12 protein-coding genes are annotated in these 20,803 nt (G+C 69.9%); 4 read left to right on the top strand and 8 right to left on the bottom strand.

Annotated features, from left to right (window positions below):
• Positions 1–39: 39 nt before the first annotated feature.
• Entirely contained in the window at positions 40–1,677 is a 1,638-nt protein-coding gene (locus ABS52_15600; protein ODT02023.1) for a hypothetical protein, read from the bottom strand.
• A 202-nt stretch (positions 1,678–1,879) separates the two neighbouring features.
• On the opposite strand from ABS52_15600, the gene ABS52_15595 reads away from it, so the two are divergent.
• Entirely contained in the window at positions 1,880–2,284 is a 405-nt protein-coding gene (locus ABS52_15595; protein ODT02022.1) for a hypothetical protein, read from the top strand.
• Between the two features lie 83 nt (positions 2,285–2,367).
• On the opposite strand, the gene ABS52_15590 is transcribed toward ABS52_15595, so the two are convergent.
• Both ABS52_15590 and ABS52_15585 read right to left on the bottom strand, forming a co-directional pair.
• Entirely contained in the window at positions 2,368–3,744 is a 1,377-nt protein-coding gene (locus ABS52_15590) for a hypothetical protein (GenBank protein ID ODT02021.1), read from the bottom strand.
• A gap of 38 nt (positions 3,745–3,782) precedes the next feature.
• Complete coding sequence (locus ABS52_15585; protein ID ODT02020.1) at positions 3,783–6,782, bottom strand: hypothetical protein; 3,000 nt, start codon at positions 6,780–6,782, stop codon at positions 3,783–3,785.
• Between the two features lie 600 nt (positions 6,783–7,382).
• Between ABS52_15585 and ABS52_15580 the strand changes: the two genes are divergently transcribed.
• Complete coding sequence (locus ABS52_15580) at positions 7,383–10,613, top strand: hypothetical protein (GenBank protein ID ODT02019.1); 3,231 nt, start codon at positions 7,383–7,385, stop codon at positions 10,611–10,613.
• Positions 10,614–10,633: 20 nt separating this feature from the next.
• Here the strand turns inward: ABS52_15580 and ABS52_15575 are convergent, their stop codons facing one another.
• Positions 10,634–13,669, bottom strand: a complete 3,036-nt coding sequence (locus ABS52_15575; protein ODT02018.1) for a hypothetical protein — start codon at positions 13,667–13,669, stop codon at positions 10,634–10,636.
• A 328-nt stretch (positions 13,670–13,997) separates the two neighbouring features.
• On the opposite strand from ABS52_15575, the gene ABS52_15570 reads away from it, so the two are divergent.
• Both ABS52_15570 and ABS52_15565 read left to right on the top strand, forming a co-directional pair.
• Positions 13,998–14,498 (top strand): hypothetical protein, encoded by a 501-nt coding sequence (locus ABS52_15570; GenBank protein ID ODT02017.1) that lies wholly within the window; start codon positions 13,998–14,000, stop codon positions 14,496–14,498.
• Between the two features lie 282 nt (positions 14,499–14,780).
• On the top strand, positions 14,781–15,920 hold the full coding sequence (locus ABS52_15565) for a hypothetical protein (GenBank protein ODT02016.1): 1,140 nt from the start codon (positions 14,781–14,783) through the stop codon (positions 15,918–15,920).
• Positions 15,921–15,995: 75 nt separating this feature from the next.
• Here the strand turns inward: ABS52_15565 and ABS52_15560 are convergent, their stop codons facing one another.
• The 4 genes from ABS52_15560 to ABS52_15545 form a co-directional block, all read right to left on the bottom strand.
• Positions 15,996–16,370, bottom strand: a complete 375-nt coding sequence (locus ABS52_15560; protein ID ODT02015.1) for a hypothetical protein — start codon at positions 16,368–16,370, stop codon at positions 15,996–15,998.
• A 127-nt stretch (positions 16,371–16,497) separates the two neighbouring features.
• Positions 16,498–17,310 (bottom strand): hypothetical protein, encoded by an 813-nt coding sequence (locus tag ABS52_15555; GenBank protein ODT02014.1) that lies wholly within the window; start codon positions 17,308–17,310, stop codon positions 16,498–16,500.
• Positions 17,307–17,909: a transcriptional regulator gene (locus ABS52_15550; protein ODT02013.1), complete on the bottom strand. Its 603-nt coding sequence runs from the start codon at positions 17,907–17,909 to the stop codon at positions 17,307–17,309. The genes ABS52_15555 and ABS52_15550 overlap by 4 nt, the downstream gene beginning before the upstream one ends.
• A 145-nt stretch (positions 17,910–18,054) precedes the next feature.
• Positions 18,055–20,691, bottom strand: coding sequence for a hypothetical protein (locus tag ABS52_15545; protein ODT02012.1), 2,637 nt, complete (start codon positions 20,689–20,691; stop codon positions 18,055–18,057).
• Positions 20,692–20,803: the final 112 nt, after the last annotated feature.

Here is a 20,803-nt window from a genome sequence, read left to right as displayed (position 1 = left end):
TGCTCTCGCCTACGTGGGCTTCGACTTCTCCATGAGACGTCAGCCGCGCACACCGCTGGGGGAGGGGGTCGTCTTGCGCGCCCGCTCCGCCTCCCACTCCACGAACGGGCCGTCGAAGTCCCTCAGGCGCGTCCCGTCGAACCACCACACCCGCGTCGCGACCTCGCGCAGGAAGGCACGGTCGTGGCTCACCAGCAGCACCGACCCCTCGTATTCCTCCAGCGCATCCTCGAGCGCCTCGATGTTCTCGACATCGAGATGGTTGGTGGGCTCGTCGAGGATCAGGAGGTTGGCATGCGACAGCGTCATGAGCGCGAGCGCCACGCGCGCCCGCTCGCCGCCGCTCAGCGTCCCGATGGTGCGAAAGACCTCGTCGCCGCTGAAGCCGAAGGCGCCGAGATGATTCTGGATCGCCCCCCGCCCCCAGAGCGGGCGCTGGTCCTGGACGGCATCGGAGAGCGATTTGTCCAGCGGCAGGTCGGCGAGGTCCTGCCGGAACCATGCGGCAGTGATCGATCCGCCGATCCGTGCCTCGCCGCTCGCCGGCGCACGGTCGCCGATGATGGTCGAGATGAAGGACGACTTCCCGGCGCCATTGGGCCCCACGAGGGCGACGAAGTCGTTGCGTCGCAGGACCGTGGTGAAGTCCTCCACGAGGACGCGCCCGGGGACTTCGACGCGCAAGTCGTTGATGGCGATCACCTGGTCGCCGCCGCGTTCGGCGGGTTCGAAGTGGAGCGTCATCGCGGCGGGGTCGCCCGGCGGAGGGGCGAGGCGCGGGAGGCGCTCCAGTCGCTTGCGCTTTCCCTTGGCCTGGAACGAGTTGACGCCGGCGATGTTGCGCCGGATGTACTCCTCCTCCTTCTTCACGTACGCGCGCTGCCGCTCCAGCTCGCGCTCGCGCGTGAGGCGTCGCTCGGCGCGCTGCGGGACAAACTGGGAGTAGTTCCCCTTGTACCACTCGCTCGTGCGCCCTTCCACGTGCACGATGTGCGTGGCAATGGCGTCGAGGAACGCACGATCGTGCGAGACGACGATGACCGTCTCGTCGGCGTCGTGCAGCCACTCCTGGAGCCAGGTCGTGGTGTCGAGGTCGAGGTGGTTGGTCGGCTCGTCGAGCAGGAGCAGGTCGGCAGGCGCAATGAGCTGCGCCGCCAGCCCCACGCGCCCCCGCTCCCCGCCGGAAAGCGACGACACGAGGCGCGTCTTCGATTCCTCGGCGTCGAAGCCAAGTCCCTGCAGCACCGCGTCGACGCGGGCGTGATAGATGTAGCCGCCCAGGTCGGCGAAGCGCTCCTGGTCGTGCCCGAACTGCTCGAGGAACTCGTCGGTGACGCGATCGCCGAGCTCTCCCATCTGCATGGCCTGTTCGGCGATGCGCTTCTCGAGGGCGATGACCTCGCGCCATGCCGCCGCTCCTGCCTCCCAGACCGTCGTTGCCCCTTCGAAGGCGCGGTGCTGGTCGAGCAGCGCATGCCGCAGGCCGGGCTTGCGCGCCACGCTCCCCACCGTGGGCTTGAGCTCTCCCGTGATGAGCTTGAAGATCGACGACTTGCCGGCGCCGTTGCGCCCGATGACTCCCCACCGGTCGCCCTCGGCGACGGTGAAGGCCACGTTCTTGAAGAGTTCAGTCGCGCCGAAGGAGAGGCCGACGTTGGCGAAGGAGAGAAGGGTCACGCGGTGCTGGGAGAAGAGCAGGGGAGCGAGGGCGGTCCGCGCGCGCGAACGGCGGGAGGCGACGCGCCATGGGAAAGGTAATCGCCCGCCCCGCCTCGCCCGGGTGGGCGGATGGTGTCGGTCGCCCCCACCCGGTAGACTTGGAGCTGCGCGCGTTGCACTCCCGTTGCACGCGCTCCCATCCCCTCCTCCTGACGACGCAATGAGCAACGCCCCGTCCGCGTTCAACGCCACCACCCTCGGCTGCTCCCTCACCTGCAAGGAGCTCGACGCCTCGATTCGTTTCTACCGCGACGCCCTCGGCTTCGCCGTGGCGCACCAGTTCGAGCGCGACGGGCGGGTCGTCGCCGCGGTGATCGTCGCCGGCGACATCCGCATCGTCCTCAACCAGGACGACGGCAAGCTGGGGTGGGACCGGATCAAGGGACAGGGGTTCTACCTGCAGATCAACGTGGCCGCTCCCGCCGACGTCGATGCGGCAGCGGCGCGACTCACGGCGGCGGGGTGGACGCTCCTGAACGAACCGGCGGATCGTCCGTGGGGGGCCCGCACGTTCCAGTTCAAGGATCCGGACGGCTTCAAGCTCGGCGTCTCCACGCCGATCTAGGCTCGACAGCCGCAACGGCCTGCGCCTCATCGCCCCCACGCCGCGACGGGGGGAGATGAGGCGCGGTGTGGCACCGCTTCAGCTCACGGCGTGATCTTCTTCGGCGTCTGCTGCCTGATCTTCTCCAGGTACTTCTCGAAGAAGAGCTTGTGGATGTCCATCATGTTGATCTCGCGCCCCTGGATGTACGACTGGACGATGTCGCTCGTCATGTCGAGCGGCGTGCCGGTCGTGATCAGGAGGGTGGCCTCCTTCCCCACCTCGAGCGACCCCACCTTGTCGGCGACGCCCATGAACTCGGCGGCATTGATCGTCACCGCCTTGAGCGCCTCTTCCTCGGGGAGGCCGAAGGCCACGGCGACGCCGGCCTCCCACGGCAGGCGATTGCTGTAAAGCCCACCGGAGCCGCCGGAAATGGCGAACTTCACCCCGGCGGCGTGCAGCCCGGCCGGGGTGGCGTACGCCCCGTCATAGCCTTCGTAGTCGCGGTCGGGGGCCGACATCGTGGAGGTGAGGATCACCGGCACGTTCTCCGCCTTCAGCCGGTCGGCCACGAAGAGCGCGTCGCGCCCGCCGCGAATGACCAGCCTGACCCCTTCGGCCTTGGCCCACGTGATGGCGTCGTTGATCTGCGCCGCCCCGTCGGCTGCCACCACCACCGGGATCGCACCGTCGAGCGCCGGGATCATCGCCGCGTAGCGCGCATCGGTGCGCACGTCCTGCCCCGACTTCACCGCATCACGATACGCCCGCGCCTCGCCGAACCAGTCCTTGATCTGTTGCACCTGCTCGGCGTAGCTCTTCGGGGGTGGGCCGCCGGCCCCGCGCCCGCCGGGGCCGGCGCCGAAGCCGCGGCGCGGCCGCGCGTTGGGGTCGGGCCACCGCACGTTGAGCGCGGCCGCGCCCTTCATCGACATCTCCTCCCACGTCCACCCTTCCAGCGACAGCGCCGACGACAGCCCCGAGATCACGCCGCCTTCCGGCGTGCTGAAGGCCACCAGCACCCCAGCCGAGCGCGTGGTGCCGATGTGCCGGCTCTCGGCGTTCACCGCCACCTCGGCGCGCACGTTGGGGTTGAAGTCGCCGAGCTCGTTGATGTCGTTGGTGACGTCCACCGCGCCGACCTCCGTGATGCCCAGCGTGGTGTAGGCGTCGATGAGGCCGGGGTAGATGTGCTTGCCGCTCACGTCCACCACCCTGGCGCCCGTCGGGACGACCACGTCGGTGCCGCCGATCACCGCGATCTTCCCGCGATCGAGCACGATGGTGCCGTTGGCGATCGTCCCGTTGGTGACCGTGTGGATCGTGGCCCCGCGCAGCACCACCGGGCGGTCCTGAGGCGGTACGGTCATGCGCTCCTGCGCCTGGGCATCGACGGCAAGGAGCACCACCGACGCGGCCACGGCGAGCAGTGCGCGGCGTGCGCTGAAGTGGCCGATGGGCTTCGCGGTGCAGGTCATGACGCGCGTGGTAGAGGGTCGGGAAGGGAATGAGCGGTTCATCGGCGCGTGCCCTCCGTGCCGCGGGGGCGTGCGGGTGCGCCTGCGGGCGTGCCTTCCGCGGCGCTCGCCGCCAGCACCGCCTGGATGAGCTGCGCGCGCTGCCGGGCGGTTTCCTCGCGCAGCGCCTTGTCCTCGTCGAGCGAGAAGTAGCGACGACCGTCGACCCACGTCTGCTCGGCCTTGGTGAACTGCGACAGCGGGTTGCCGTTCCAGATCACGAAGTCGGCATCCTTGCCCGCTTCGAGCGACCCGACGCGGTTGTCGATGGCGATCGCCTTCGCCGACTGGTTGGTGACGGTGGAAAGCGCCGCGATCTCGTCCACCCCGGTCCGCAGCAGCTTCCCCGCCTCCCAGTTCATGCGGGTGGAGATCTCGGCGTTGTCGGAATGCAGCGAGGTCACGACTCCCGCCTCCATGAGGAGGCGCGCGTTGTACGTCGTGTTGTCGTACGCCTCCATCTTGAACGCTCCCCAGTCGCTCCACACCACGGCCGCCACTCCCGACGCCTTGAGCTCGCTGGCGATCTTGTACGCTTCCACGCCGTGCTGCAGCGTCTGCACCCGGAAGCCGAACTCCTCCGCCAGCCGCACCAGCGCCAGGAACTCGTCGGCGCGATAGCCGTGCGACGAGACCAGCAGCTTCTGGCCGAGGATGTCGAGGATGGCCTCCATGCGCAGGTCGCGCCGCGGCGGGATCCCCGTCTTCTCCTTCTCCCAGCGCTTCCACTCCTTCTCGTAGTCGCGGGCGGCCAGGAAGTGGTCGCGGATGATCTCCTGCACCCCCATGCGCGTGTTGGGGTAGCGCGTGGGGCTGCGCTTCGGGTTCTCGCCGAGGGCGAACTTCACCGTGCGCGGCGCCCCCTGGATCTTGTATTCGTCAGGCAGCCCACCCCACCGGGTCTTCACGTACACGTTCTCGCCGCCGATGGGATTGGCGGAGCCGTGCTTGATCATGGTGGTGGTGAGCCCGCCGGCCAGCTGGCGGTAGAACCAGATGTTGTTGTGGGTGATCACGTCGCCCATCCGCACCTCGGGGACGATCGCGAAGCCGCTCTCGTTCACCGCGCTGACCCCCGAGTGCGTGTGCGGATCGATGAGCCCCGGGGTGACGTGCTTCCCCGTGGCATCGATCTCCAGCGCCCCGGCGGGGGCGGCGAGCTTCTGCCCCACGCGGACGACCTTGCCCGCCTGCACCAGCAGGTCGGCGCTCTCCAGGCGCCCCTGCGGGCCCTGCGTCCACACGGTGGCGTTGCGCACCACCACCGCCGCCGGCTGCACGGGCGGCGCCGTGCGGCCGAACTCCATCGAGGGGCGCATGAACGGCAGGTCGAGCCTGGGGACCTTGACCGCCACGGCACCGCGGGCGGGCCCCTCGTACGCCTCGGTGCGCGTCCCCCGGTACCGTGCATCCGTCCCGTTAGGCAGCGAGAGCCAGCCGAAGAACGCCGAGTCCTGCACGGAGCCCGCCAGCAGCATCGCCCCTTCCAGCCCGACGGCCTCGCCGGGGAAGGTCGCCTCGAGGCGGCCGGTCTCGGCGGTGATGCGGGCCGACGTGAGGTTCACCGGGCGGCGGCCGCCGATCTCGATCGTCCCGCGAATGCGATTGAGCGGCCCCTCGAGGCGCAGCGTCGCGCTGCTGAAGGTCCCCGCGTCGCTGGAGGCGATCGTCCACGTCCCGCGCGGATCCACCTGCGGCGGCCGCGTCACGCCGTATCGCCTCCCCTGCACCCACACGTCGCGCACCGCCGATTCCTGGGTGAACAGGTCGCCCTCGCTCACCACCAGGTTCGCCGCCTTGCCGACGGCGATGGTCCCGTGCGTCTTGTCGATGCCGAGCCACGCCGCGGGGACCGTGGTGAGCGCCGCGAGCGCCTTGTCGGGAGCCAGCCCCCGGGCCACGGCGGTGCGCAGGTTGGGGAGGAACTGCGCCAGCGAGGAGAGGCCATCGGCGGTGATGGCGAACGGCACTCCGGCCGCCGCCAGCTGCGCCGGGTTGGTCGGGGCCAGGTACCAGTGCCGCAGCTCCGCCAGCGTCGCGTTGGCGGCGGCTTCGGGGCTCGACACGTTGGGCGCATCGGGGAAGGCGAGCGGCACCACCAGCGGTTGCGTCCGCCCCTTCAGCACGTCGATCAGCCGGTACTCCTGCCCGCTGCCGCGGAACCACGGGGTGAGCCTGTACTCCTGGGCGAGCTTGTGCGCGCGGAGGTACTCCTCCTCGCTCGCGGTCTCGAAGAAGACGGGGTGCTGTCCCTTCACGGCCTTGCCGAGCGCGGCGAGCGCCTCGCTCGTCTCGGGGGGGAGGAGGGCGCGTCCGCTGGCCTCGTAGGCCCCCCAGGCGCGGATGTACCACTCCGCGTCCAGGAAGGTCTGCTTCATGAGGGCGATGGTCCCCATGGCGGAGTTGGGATACATCCCGCCTAACGCGAACGAGCGCTGGAAGCCGACCGCCTGGGCGATGTCGGGGCGCAGGACGCGCTCGCGCGCGCCGCCATCGCCGAGGTCGAGGACCGACGCCGAGCCGCGGAAGATCCCCTGCCTCGGCACCGCGAGCGCCGCCCCGAAGCCGAGCGAGCGCAGCGCGACGCGTCGGGTGGAGTCGTCCTTGAGGTTGGCGGTGGTGCTGAACCAGGCGCGCACCTGCGGATTCCAGTGCGTGGGGCCCACGTCGCCTCCCTGCGGGGGGGCATCGCCGCCAAGGTCGGCCGAGGCGTCGATGAAGCCGGGATAGACCGTGAGGCCCTCGAGGTCCCAGACGCGGGCACCGGCGGGAGCGGCCATGCCGGCGCCCACGGCGGTGATGACGCCGTTCCGGATGACGATCGTGGCGTTGTCGAGAACCTGGCCCGGGGAAGTCACGACGCGCGCACCCACCAGGGCATGGTAGCCCGTGGTGTTGTCGCGCAACCCGGTGACCGGTTGCGTGCGGGAGGACTGCTGGGCCTCGAGCGATCCGGCGGCGAGCGCCGCGATGCCGAGGATGAAACGAGAGGCTCTCACGAAGGGCTCCCGGAGGACGGCCGGAACCGCGGCCGTCGGTGGCGAAGTGCGGGGGACAGGCGCTTGCGCCGCACGCCGAATTCGGCGCGCGTGCCAAGCCGGACGCCGTATGTTGGCGACGGTGACGGCTCGGGGCAATCGATACGTGGCCGGAGCGTGCGACCGGTTCGCCTCCCGGATCCGCGCCTCCGCCCAATGGCTGCCTTTCCGGCGCGAACCGCATTGCCGATGCCCCCGCTCCCGTTCATCACGCCGGAGGTCGCGCGGCCGAGCGGCAGGGGATCGGCCTCGCCGTTGCGCCAGACGTCACGACGCTGCACGTCGTCGTTTGGGGTGCGGCGGTGCGGCTGCTGCGGGGCGTCGGGCGGTCTCCGCGACGGGAACCGGCCGGAGCGGCTCCTCATGGCCAGAGACGACCGAACCGTCGGAGCTGCTCGACTGGAATCCCGGTCCACGACCCGGAAACAAGACACGGAATGCGTGACGCCGGGCGCGATGGCGGGTGATCCATCGAGATGACTGTGTCGCATCAGGCGTCCTGTTGCGGCAGCGATGCGGATCGTACCTTTGCAGTCCGACCCCTGCCCCGCCCGCCTCAGCGTGTCCGACCTGTTCGAACGGATTCAGCGCGCCCTCGGCGCGACCTACCGAATCGAGCGCGAGCTCGGCGGCGGGATGAGCCGTGTCTTCGTCGCCGAGGACGTCGGCCTCGGGCGCCGGGTCGTGCTCAAGGTGCTCCCGCCCGAGATGGCAAGCGGGGTCAACGGCCAGCGATTCGCGCGGGAGATCCGTCTCGCCGCGCAGCTCCAGCATCCGCACATCGTGCCGCTGCTCGCAGCGGGCTCGGCCGATGACCTCCCGTACTACGTGATGCCGTACGTCGAGGGCGAGTCGCTGCGGGCGCGGCTGGCACGCGACGGTGAGCTGCCGTTGGCCGATGTCGTGAAGCTGTTGCGCGAGGTGCTGGACGCGGTCGAGTACGCCCATCGGCATGGCGTCGTTCATCGTGACATCAAGCCGGACAACATCCTCCTTGCCGGGAACCATGCGATGGTTGCCGACTTCGGCGTGGCCAAGGCGCTGGTCGATGCCACCAGCGACGTGCGCCTGACGTCGACCGGGATTGCCGTGGGGACGCCGGCCTACATGGCGCCGGAGCAGATCGCCGCCGAGCCTAACGTGGACCAGCGCGCCGACATCTATGCGATCGGGGCGCTGGCCTTCGAGATGGTGACCGGACTCCAGCCGTTTCGTGGCGCGACCACGCAGGCGGTCCTCGCCGCCCACATGTCGCAGCCGGCACCGTCGCTCGCCACGCTGCGGCGGTCGAGCCCTGCGGCGCTCGACACCATCGTCCTGCGCTGCCTGGAGAAGCGGCCGGCCGACCGCTGGCAGACCGCGGGAGAGATCATCCCGCACCTGGACTCGCTGGCAAGCGTGGTGTCGACGCCGGCCGCCAGTGCGCGGACGGCGGCTGCACCGGTGCCCGCACCGGAGCCCGCACCGGAGCCCGCACCGGTGCCCGCGCCCCTGAACGCGCCCAAGCCGGATCGCGAACCCCACTCGTGGCGATGGGCGGTCCTCTTCGGGCTGGCCTCGGTCGCCGTCCTCGCCCTCGCCTGGATCCTCGTCCAGTCGCTCGCCCTCCCCGACTGGGTCTTTCAAGGGGCGATCGGGCTCCTCGTGGCTGGCGTTCCGATCATGTTGCTCACCAGCGCGCGCGAGCGGCAACGGGCTGCCGCATTGCAGGCTCCCACGCCGGTCGGGCTCGCGCGCCTCTTCACCTGGCGCCGCTCGATCCAGGGTGGCGTCCTGGCCTTCGCCGGGTTGGGGATGCTGACGGCGGCGTTCATGACGTCGCGCGCGTTGGGCATCGGCCCCGGGGCAACCCTGATGAGCGCCGGTGTGCTTGCGCCGCGCGACCGGATCGTGATTGCCGATTTCACGAATCGCACCGACGACAGCACCCTGGCCCTCACCGTCACGCAGCTCCTGCGCATCGACCTGGCCCAGTCGCCATCGATCTCGGTCATGGAGCCGGGCCAGGTGTCGATGGTGCTGGAGCGGATGCAGCGCGATCGGGCAACGGACGTCACCCCGGATGTCGCGCAGGAGATCGCGACCCGCGAGGGGATCAAGGCGTACCTGGCCGGCGAGATTCTCCCGGTCGGGAGCGGGTTCGTCGTCACCGCCAGGCTGGTCAGTCCGTCAACAGGCGACGCGCTGGTGACCTTGCGGCAGGAGGTCGCATCGCCGGACGAGCTCATGGACGCGGTGGACCGGCTCTCGTCGAAACTGCGCGAGGAGATCGGGGAGTCGCTGCGTTCGGTCCGCGCGGATCCCCCCCTGGAGCAGGTGACGACCGCGTCGCTCCCGGCGTTGCAACTGTACGCGGAAGCCACGCGCGCGGCGGACAGGACCGGCTACGACCAGGCGATCTCGCTGCTCCAGCAGGCGGTCCAGCTGGACACGAGCTTCGCCATGGCGTGGCGGCGGCTCGGCATGTACGCGACGAACCCGGGACAGGGCCCGATCGTGAGGGCCATGGGGGACACGGCGATTCGGCGCGCCTACGCGCTGCGGAGCCGCCTGCCCGAGCGGGAGCGATTGTTCGTGGAGGCATCGTATGCCACGGTCGTCGAGCCGGATTTTTCGGGGGTGGATGCGGCGTACTCGGCGATCATCGCCAAGTACCCGAACGATGCGACGGCGCTGAACAATCTGGCAGCGATGCGCGAGCGCATGGGACGCGACCGCGAGGCCATCGATCTCTACCGGCGCGCGATCGCCACGCGGATGGCGCCGGCCCTCACGTATGCGAATGCCATCGTCTTCCTGGGTTCCCGCGGGCGCTTTGCGGAAGCCGACTCGGTCGTTGCGCAGCTTCGGGAGGACTTCCCCGAGTCGAGCGAGCTGACCGATGCCGTCGTCGCACTCTCGTCCGCTCGGCAGGACTTTCAGGCGGCGGACAGTGTCGCACGCGTCATGATCGGCCGCTCGCCACGAGAGCGCGTCGTCGGTCACCGCATGCTGGCCACCATCGCCGCGCTGCACGGACGTCCGGGCGAGGCAGCGCGCGAGCGGCGCAACGCCATGCGCGTGGAGCAACAACGCGGTCAAATGAGCGCCGCCGACGCCGAGCTCGTCCTGGAGCTCGACGACACTCGGTGGAACGCGGACTACGCGGTCCAACCAGAACCGCTCATCAGGCGCCTCGACGCGCTATGGGCGCGGAATCGTGAGCTCACCGCCTCGCGCCCCCGCATCCTGCGCCGGCACCTGCCCTTCGCGATCGCGTACGCGCGCCTGGGCGCGACGGAACGGGCGCAGGCGATCGTGAACGAGTTCCGGGGGATGATGAGCGATCGCGACTACCCGGCCGTTGCCGCAAGGATGATGAGCTACGTGGCGTCAGCCAACATCGCGCTGGCGGCCGGTCGGCCGGACGACGCGTTGTCCTCGTTGCGGGAAGGATGCAGCGTGCTGGGGACGGGTTACGGCGTCTGTCGGGATCTCGCCTTCGTCGAGGCGGCCGAGGCGCAGGACAAGGCGGGGCGGACCGATTCCGCGATCGTCGCCTACCGGCGATTCGTGGAGCATCGCGGGGTGCGGCAGTTCGGCCCGCCGGGGACGTACGATGCCGTGACGCCACAGATTGCGCCCGCCTGGCGCCGGCTGGGCGAGCTGTTCGAGGCAAAGGGGGACAAGCAGCAGGCGATCGAGGCGTACGAAGCGTTCCTCCAGTTCTGGCGAGACGCGGAGCCGGAGCTGCAACCGATCGTGCGGGACGTGCGAGAGCGCGTGAACCGGCTCCGTCGCGCCACCGGCTGACTGCTCCATCGTCGTCCCGCTCAGCGCGCGCCGCCCAGTCTCGCCAGTTCCGCGCGGACCGCGTCTACCGCCGGCTGCAACGCCGGCTCGGGATCGGAACGCAGCGCCAGGTAGTGTCGATAGGCGCGGATCGCCTCGGCGCGCTCGCCGGCCAGGGCAGCAAGCCGCCCGTGCTCGCGCAGGGTGGGGGCGAGGTAGTCGGTGAGGTGGTAGGCGTACGGACGGCGCCGCAGCGCGGCCAGCGCGGCGCGCACGTCGCCCTGCTGCTCGCGCATGCGCGCGATCTCGATGTTCGCGAAGTCCTCGAAGCCGACCGGACTGATCCCGATCATGGACCGGACATAGGCGGGACTGAGAGTGAATGAGACAGGGGGACCGTTGCGCTGCGCACCGGGACCGCCGCGCATGAGCGAGTCGAGGCGATCCAGCGCCGACGCCGCACCGGGCGCGCCTGACGAGAACCGGAACTTCGCCTCCAGCAGCGCGGCGCAGAGCATGTGCGAGGTGGCCGCATGCGGGGTGTCGCCGGCCGCACGAATCCCGAGCCGACCGATGGCCTGGCGCGCACCGTCGGTCTCGCCATGCGACACGCGCCAGAGCGTGGCCACGCAGAGGTCCGTCAGGGCGGTCGCGCGCATGTCGCCGTCGCCCGATTGCGGACGGCCGGCCAACCGCTCCAACTCGCGCGCGGCCTGGCGGCCGCTGGCGCTGTCGCCATCGCCGTAGAGCGCGTCGAGCACGCGCTCGTACCGCGCGGCGTGCGGTCCGTACTCGACTTCGTCCGAACCAGCTGTGTCCGCGAGCGCCGCCGCCGGACGACCGCGGTTCACCTCGAAGGCGTGCAGGTAGGTCTTGCTCCGCTGCCAATCGGAACTGCGCGCGGCAATCGCTCGGATGGCGGCGGCGGCCGAGTCGGCATCGTCCATCCGGCTACCGTCGAGCACCGCGTGGTTCATGATGCGCCAGAGACTCTCGAGGCGCATCTGGCGGTAGCGCGCGCGCAGCGCGCGCAGCGCTGGCTCGTCGTGCAGCCCGACGGCGATGCGCCAACGGTAGAAGTCCAGCAGGTTGCCGCTCGAGTCGCGCGCCAGGTACAGGGCGCTCAAGCGCCGAATCGAAGCGCTGTCGTCGTCGAGGACCGCGATCTCGAGCAGGTGCCCGATCGACGAGGCACCCGAGTCCAGCGCGACCGATCGCCTGAAGGCGTCGGCCGCTCGCCGTCGCGACGATTCGACCTGCAGGTACGGGGCTTCATGGTAGTACTCGTCGCCCAGCTCGTACCAGCGGTCGGGCTCGTCGGGCGCCAGCTCTGCCGCCTGCTCCCACGCCCGGAGGTGCTGCACGAGCGTGGAGGTCTCGGGATACTTGGGGCCGACGTCGGCCATCAACAGGGCATGGTCGCGCGGGCTCAGCTTGTAGCGGCTTGCCCAGGCCAGCTCCAGGCCGCGACGCCCCGCCCCGGGGATCGCGCTCCATCCCGCGGCCGTCGCGAGGCTCAGCCCCGCCAACGCGAACGTCGAATCGACGTCCAGTGCCCGCCCGAAGCTGGCGACCGCGTCGGCGTACCTGGCGCGACGCTGCGCCGACCGACCCTCGAGGTAGTGCCGCAGGGCGGGGAGCGGCGTGTTGACGAGGCCCGTGAGACCGTGCGCCGCGACCGTGCCTTCGGTGAGCAGTTCGGCGATCAGCCGATCCACCAGCTGCGGCAGGCTATCCGCGGCCCCCTCGACCGTCGCCGTAATGCGAGCGTTTCCACTCTCCAGCTGGATGAGCGACGCGTTGATTGTCAGGCGCTCGGTCGTCCCCACGATGCCGCCCAGCAGGAGCTGCCCCGCGCCCAGGCGGCGCGCCAGCGCGAGCATGTCCGCCTCGGGGAGGTCGCGCGACTCCGATCCCGCGGCCTGTCGCCAGGCCGTCATCACCGAACCCGGATCGGCCGCTTGCGCGCTCCCCTCACCGGTCAGCCTCGCGGCGACGAGGTCGATCATCCCTTCGCGCAGGTAGTTGAGCGCCGGCGCCGCACCGCCGATGCGAAAGGGAACCACCGCCACCACGTTCGGGTCGAGGGTGGACTTCGGCCTTGGCCATGCGAGGTACGCCGCGAGGGAGAGGGTCAGCGCGGCACCGGCCATCACGGCCACGCGACGCCCTCGAGCACCCACCGGCCACGCGGACGTTGCTGTCGGCGTGGACGAGACGCCTTGGTGAGCAACGACGACATCGGGGCCGCTGGCAAGCGCCTCCGCGAACTCGGCTGCCGAGTCGAAGCGATCCACCGGGAGCTTGGCCAGTGCGCGCATGACACTGCGTTCCACGCGGTCCGGCACGGTGGCGCGCACGATGCGGATCGGTGGGGGCGTATCCATCAGGTGGCGTGCCACCAGCTGCTGCGCGCTGGCCCCCACGAACGGCGGCTGCCCCGCGAGCATCTCGTAGAGCACGCAGCCCACGGCATACAGGTCGCTCCGCCCATCGAGCTCCTTCTCTGCAGTCGCCTGCTCCGGACTCATGTAGGCGGGAGTGCCGATGGCGAGCCCGGTCTCGGTCAACCGATCCTGGCCGGCGGAGCTGATCGCTCGCGCCACGCCGAAGTCCGCCACCACCGTCTCGTCACCCTCGAGCAGGATGTTCTCCGGCTTGATGTCGCGATGGATCACGCCGTGCGCGTGGGCATAGCCGAGGGCGCCGAGGACCTGGGAGGTGATCCGCAAGGCCTGCTCGATGGGCAGCTGCCCTTCTCGTGCGAGGCGCTGCCGAAGGGACTCGCCCTCCACGAACGGCATCGTGTACCAGAGCCATCCGACCGTCTCGCCGGAGTCGTGCACGGGAAGGATGCGCGGATGCCGCAGGCGCGCTGCAATCCGGATCTCGCGCAGGAATCGTTCGGCGCCGAGCGAGGCCGCGAGTTCCGGGTGCAGGACCTTGAGCGCGACGGGGCGATCGTGTCGGACGTCGTGCGCGAGAAAGACCGTGGCCATCCCGCCGCGCCCGAGTTCACGCTCGACGCGATAGCGGTCGGCCAGGGCAGCCACGAAGGGGGCGAACGTGTCGGGCACGGAGTCGCTGGGCGTCGCGTCCAGAAGTAACCGATTGCCGGGGGCGCGCGGTGGAGGCGTTCCCAAGATGCGGCGGAGGGCGGTGGCGGGCTAGGCTGAGGTGGCCCGCCGACCGTGTCGTAACGGCGTCGGGCTGGCCACCACGACGAGAAAAGCCTGACCTCTGTCGGTGGGTGGCGCGCCATCCTCGCACCGGCGACAGGCGTCGGGGAAAGCACGTCGAAGTTTCAGCGGCCACCCCGACGATACGCCCCCCAGACGAGGGGTACATTGCATCACGGTACGCTCCGGTGACTGTACCGATCCGCTGACGCTGCTCGCCTTCACGGTGGGCGGCGGGCACTCCCGCATCGCGAGGTTGGCCTTCGGATCGGGAGGCTATCAGGTCGGCATTGCGCGGACCAACGGACTTGAAAGGAGGTCGCAGATGAAGGTGGCGGAACTGATGTTACACCCGGTCCAGTCGGTATCCCCGGACATGACGGTGGCCGAGCTGGTGCGTGTGATGGCCGACGCGCATGTGTCGGGACTCCCGGTGGTCGACCGGAGTGCGCGGATAGTGGGAGTGGTCACGGCGACCGATGTGTTGCAGGCGGCCGCCGAGAAGGAGGACGAGCGTGCGCGCGCCACCCTCTTCCAGCACTCGACCGCCGCCGACCTCATGACTCGGACTGTGCTGACGATCGAACCGGACGCGGACGTGCGGCACGCCGCGCAGCAGATGCTCTATACCGACGTTCGGCGGTTGTTCGTGGTGGAGAAGGAGCGACTGGTAGGCGTGATCTCCCAGACGGACATCGCACAGGCCATGGGAGCGGGCCGCCTGTAGCTGGCCATGCCATAGGTTGGCACGCCTCGTAGCCACGAGGCCAGGCCGCACAACCGTCGCCAGCCGACCGTCGGACTTCTCGCGCGAAGCGTCGGGGCGCGACGTCAATCAGTCCTTGACGCTTGCCCCCTGGACGGAACGGCGATTGACCGGGCCGGCCAAGCCGCCGCCGCCGACGGAAGGCGGGTACCAGATCACACGCTGGGGAGGATCGGCGTCGCCAAGTGCCGGCGATCCCGCGGCGATCGACTAGCCACATGAAAATCGAGGGGAACAGCCACCATGCGCCAACTCAGCATCACGGGTCTCGCCGGACTGCTGTCCGGGGCACAACCGCCGTGCATCTCCCTGTACCAGCCGACCCACCGGCACCACCCGGACAACCAGCAGGATTCGATTCGCTACCGCAACCTCCTGCGGGAGGTCGAGGCGTCACTGGCCAAGTCGTATCCAAACCGGGACGTGCGTCCGCAGCTCGAGCAGCTGGAAGCGCTGGCCCGTGACGACCAATTCTGGAACCACCGCACGGATGGACTGGTCGTCCTCAGCGCGCCCGGGGGGATGTTCGAGGTGCTGGAGCTCCAGCGACCGGTGAAGGCGTTCGCGGTCGTCGCCAACAGCTTCCACGTCAAACCGCTGTTGCGGGTGCTGCAATCGGCGGATCGCTACCAGGTGCTCTGCATGACCCGTGAGCGCGCGCGGCTCTTCGAGGGGAATCGCGATGCGTTGGATGAGGTCGAGTTGGCCGACGTTCCTGGCACGATCACCGAGGCGCTCGGGGAGCAGTTCACCGAACCCTACAACGCTGCTCGCAGTGTCGGTGGACAGGCCGCGATGCACTACGGCACGGGGCGGAAGAAGGACGAGGTGGACATCGACACCCCGAAGTTCTTCCGTGCCGTCGATCGCGCCGTGCTCGAGCATCACTCACGTCCTACGGGGCTGCCGCTCCTGCTGGCGGCGCTTCCCGAACACCACTTCCCATTTCGCGAGGTGAGCCGGAACCCCTTCCTCATGGACCAGGGATTGATGGTAAACCCCGAATCACTCACCACCGACGAGTTGCGTTCGAGAGCGTGGGAAGCGGTGATGCCGTCCTACCTGTCGAGGCTCGCCGGGCTGATCGACGCTTGGCGGTCGGCGCGCGCGCGGCAGAGGGGATCGGACGACGTCGCCGAGGTGGCGGCGGCGGCGATACAGGGTCGCGTGAGTACGCTGCTTCTGGAGGCGGACCGGGTGATGCCGGGGAGGATTGACCCGACGACCGGGGAGATCGTCTCTGCGGAGCTCGCCGATCCCGAAGTGGAGGACGTCTTCGACGACCTTGGCGAGGCGGTGCTGCGTGCGAACGGCGAGGTCGTCGTCGTCCCGGCGGAGCGCATGCCTACCACGACCGGCGCCGCGGCGACGTATCGATTCTGACGGAGTGGTGACCGACTTGCCGACGTACCTGGCGCTCGGCGGATTCACCGTGGGCGAGGGTGACGGGCGAGTCGGTCACTCGACGTGCTTCCAGAATGAGTCCTTGCGCGTGATCCTGCCGTCGGCGAACTCGAGCAGGTCAACGCCGCGTACCTCGATTCGCTTCCCGGACAGGGACGTGCCGGTGAGCGTCCACTCCGAGACGCCGAGCTCACCGCACGCCCAATGTCGGTCCTCGCCGTAATGCACGTCCGGAATCCCTGCGAAGCGCTTGGCCAGGCCGGCTCGTACTTCCTCCTTCCCCGCGTACCGATCGCCCCGAGGTCCGGCGCCACGCGGTGTGTATAACACGCAATCGTCGGCGAAGTATGTCATGATGGCATCGAGGTCATGGCGGTTGAATGCCTCGAGGAATTCCTTCAGCAGCCCTGTGGTCGGATTGGCGGACATCGCATGTCCTCGGCCTGGAGGTGGAGTAACCCGGCGAACGCGTGGAGGTGCACGCGTACGGCCTGCGTTAGGCGATCGCCGACAGCGCGCCATCGCCGGACGGCGGCATGACATCGACCCGCAGGGTTCATGGCTGCACCGGCGTCGGGAATCGTTCCTGGATCCACGCCTGCCACCGCGCCGTCTCGCGGGCGACGGTCGCGGTGGCGTCATCGCCATACAGGTAGAAGGAGAGCGTCGCGAAGACCGAGTCGCCGAACTCGATGGTCCCCAGCGCGGCGACGCCGGGGGCTGGGGTGTCGAGACGCAGCAGCGCGCCGAACGGCGCGACACTCGCGCTCTCCACCACGCCGCCCAGCGGCGGGACGCCTGCGGGGGCGGCCCAACGCTCCCCGTCGCTCACGAAATTCGCCCCCAGCGCCGCGGTCAGCGCCGCCCACGCTTCGGCTGGCGTCCCCGCCATCGGAGTCATCACCTGCATGATCGCGCCGCGCTGTCCGCGGAAGTGCGTGAGATAGAGCCGCAGGATACGGGTGATACCGGGCCACCCCTCTTCGGCGCCCGTCAGCTGGCCGTCCCACTCGTCCGTGCTGGCGAACAGGCTCTGCACGATGCGGACGACGCACGTGCCACCCGCTCGCGCTTCGATGTTGAACTCCGTCCCCAGCGCCGGCGACCCCGGGACCCACCCCTCTCCTCGGCGCGCAAAGGTGCGCGGCGGATCCCAAGTCGTCACCACGGAGCGTGAACTCATCCCGGGGCCGAAATCCAACGTCACGGCGACGGGCTTCCCCCCCTCCTCCTCGAACTGGGCCGGGACGAACCAGCACGAGATTCCCGGCGCCGTGGCGATGGCCTGCCAGACCTCCTCCGGCGTCCCGGGGACCTCGACTTCGACCTGGATCGAACGGCGTCCCGATGCCTCCTTCTTCACGCTCATGTTGCCTCCTTGGGCTCGGACTTCTGTGGGAGTGGGTGCGCCATGACCATCAGGCGATGCGCGCGTCCACCGGGGGCGGATTCATCGTGGTACTTCGAAACGAGCCTGGCGATGGCGTCGGTGAGTTCGGCGCTGAAGGCCGCCCGATCGGCCGGCGACCGGAAGCGGACCTCGGTATCCACCGCGAGCGTTGCGAGTCGTTTGCCTCCCTCGTGTGCGCGACGCACGAAGGTGCCGACTTCGCGGATGAGCCGCGCGCCGAGGGCGATGAGGTAGCTGGCGGACAGGCGGTCGACCTCGCGATCGAGGTCGACGGCGACCGCTCCCATCGCGCTCGGTGAAACGACGTAGGAGACGGCGCTCGCGACGAGGAGCCGTTCCGTCAGCCCTCCCCACTTTCGTTCCTCGGCCAGCCGCACCAGCCCGTGCGCCTCGAGCGCACGCAGGTGGTAGTTGACCTTCTGGCGAGGGAGGCCGACCCGCGAGGCCAGCGTCGCCGCCGAGGCGGGCTCCGCCAGCTCGGAGAGGAGCCGGCTTCGCACCGGCTCGAGGGCCACTGTCGCCGCCGCCGGATCATCAATGACCTGGATGTCGAGCATGGGGAGACGGTAGCGTTGACAAATATTTTTGTCAAGAACGGACTTTGGAGCGTTCCGCTGGTCGGCAGAGCTCGCCAGGCGCCCCGGGACACGCCACCCACGGGATCCGCCGCTGGGAGCCGCCCACGGCTCCCAGCGGCATCGTTCAGCGCGGCACCTTTCGCCTGAGCTCCTCGGCGAAGTTCTCGACGACCATCAGCTCCCGCTTCGAGCCGCCAATCGTGTGCAGCAGGACGAAGTGCTGGTCGTCCGGCATGACGTGGTAGTGGCGCCCGTCCGCGTTCTCGTCGATGGTGATCCGAAAGAGGGGACGCGGGGCCGCGAACCGCGGCGCGCCCGAGCGGTCGAGGGTCATCTCGACCGACACGAGGTCACCGGAGGGGGCCCGGTAGAAGAGCTCCCGCCCGCCATGCGCCCACACCGGCTCGATTCCCCCTCCCGGAGAGACCTGCCACTTGCCGTCGTCGGTCTCCGGGAATGGGCGCACGTAGACCTGGTCCTGACCGGTCTCGTTTCCGGAGTAGGCTATCCAGCGACCATCCGGGGAGAGTGTCGCGTATTGGGTGAGGAACGGTCCGGCCACGAGCGTACGCGCGGCGCTGTCGATTCCTGGCCGGAAGCCGACGATCTCCGAGCTCGCGCCCGGGCTGGCACGCGCGGCGATCAGCGCACGGCCGTCGGATGACACGTCGGCGCCGAAGACGCTCCCCGTGATGGGCATGGGGGTCGAGCGGCCGGATCCGTCGGCCGGCACCAGCCAGAGTGCATTGGTCCCGGAGCGGTTGGACAGCATCACGATCGACTTCCCGTCGGCCGACCACGCGAGTCCGATGTTGCGGCTCCCCTCGAACGCAAGCGGAGCGAGGGGGCCCAGCCCGAGTGACTTGATCCCGACGCGAAGCCCACCGACTTCGGCCGTGGTCAAGGCGAGCCGAGTGCCGTCCGGCGAGAGCGCGAAGGCCCGGATGTCGCCCTTCCACCCCGAATCGGTGTGGGTCGTGACGCCGCGGCGGTCGACCTTCAGGACTTCACGGCGGCCGCCGTAGCCGACCCAGGCGAGCCCGCCGGACCTCGTCAGGGAGAACTGCGAGGCGGAGCCCATGTAGACATCGACCCCCTGGAAGAGCGCCACGGGGCCGCCGGTCACGACCGCTCGCCGGGCATTGAACGGCACCGCCATCAGCGCGCCGTCCGCCGTCGCGTACACCAGGTGTCCCGAAGGCGCGTACCGCGCCATCGTCCCCCGGAAGAGCCGCGTGATGCGCCCGCCGTCGGTCGGCACCACCGCGATCTCGCTCGCTTCGGGAACACCGAACCACCCGATCGTGGCCAGCAGGTTCCGCGCTCCCGGGAGGGCGTCGATCCACATGTAGCCGGCGTCACCCTCGGGGACGGCCACCGTGCTGATCGCGCCACCCGCCGGGGAGACGCGTTGAATCGCCCCGCTGTCATTGACGAAGTAGATCCGGTCGTCGTCGCCCCACGCCAGTCCGCCCCCCGCCGACGGGACGCCCTGCGGGACGACCGTGAGGGCTGGCCCTCCCTGAAAGGAGACAGTCTTGAGGGCGCCGCCCGCGGTGAAGGCCAGCGTGGCCCCGTCAGGCGAGAAGGTGGGGATGCGCCCCGCGTCGGTCCCCGGGATCGGCTGCGTGCCGACCTGGTCGAGCAGGCGTTGCCAGAGCAGGTCGCGCCCCGACGACGAGCGGCCGACGTACACCAGGCGCGATCCCTCGGGGGACCAGGCGAGGTTCACGCCGGCGCCGGGAAGGAAGGCGGCGGAATCCGGGAGGGTGATCGCGAACCGGGTCACCGGACGCGGCGACTCCCGGACGAGCGAACGCCCGAGGGCCGCGCCGATCGCGAGCCCCGCGGCGACGCCGGCCACGGCCACGAGCGGGAATCGCCGCCGAGCCCGTGTCGCCTGGGCCTCGATCGCGGGGCCGGCGAAGGAGGGAGTCGCGAGCGCCTCGGCGAAGGCGCGGGCGCTGTTGAACCGGTCGGCCGGGACCTTCTCGAGTGCCACCGCCACCGCGTTGGACACGTGCGCCGGGACCGACTTGCGGAGGCCGCTGACTCGTGGCGCCTCCTCGATCGCGATCTTCATGATGACCTGCTGGGCCGACGGGGCCTGGTGCGGGGGCCCGCCGGTCAGCATCTCGAAGAGGACCGCGCCTAACGAATAGATGTCGGAGCGGAAGGTCAGCTCCTTGTCGGCGGCGGCCTGCTCGGGGCTCATGTAGTGGGGCGTGCCGACGGCCACTCCGGTCTCGGTCATGCGTCCCCCGCCCGCGGCGCTCACCGCGAGCGCGATCCCGAAGTCGGCGACCGTCGCCCGCCCGTCGTGGAGCAGGATGTTTTCCGGCTTTATGTCGCGGTGGACGATGCCGTGGCGGTGGGCGTAGTCGAGGGCGTCGGCCACCTCGGTGGCGATGCGCACCGATTCCTCGACGCTCAGCTGGGTTTCCCGGTCGAGCTTCCCGCGCAGCGACTCGCCGTCGAGGAACGGCATGACGTAATACAGGAAGCCCCCCTCGCTTCCGGAGTCGAAGAGCGGGAGGATGTGCGGGTGCTGGAGCTGCGCGGTGGTCGTGATCTCCCGGAGGAAGCGTTCCGGCCCCAGCAGTGCCGCGAGTTCGGGGCGGAGCACCTTGATCGCGACCCTGCGGTGATGCCGGAGGTCCGTGGCGAGGAAGACCGTCGCCATGCCACCGGCGCCGACCGGGCGGTCGATCTGGTAGCGATCGCGAAGGGCGGATTGCAGCTGGGCGAGCGTGTCGGTCACGAGGGGGGCTCCGGGACTTCCCCAACATATCGCAGCAGCGCTGGACGCAGGCAACCCCACGGACCGCCTCCCGGAAGCGGCGCCAGTGCATGGGGCGGGATCCCCGCCCCCC

It is taken from the genome of Gemmatimonadetes bacterium SCN 70-22, from assembly GCA_001724275.1.
Taxonomy (GTDB): domain Bacteria; phylum Gemmatimonadota; class Gemmatimonadetes; order Gemmatimonadales; family Gemmatimonadaceae; genus SCN-70-22.
The sequence above is the reverse complement of the archived record's forward strand: the minus strand, read 5'-3'. Positions and strand labels throughout refer to the sequence as shown.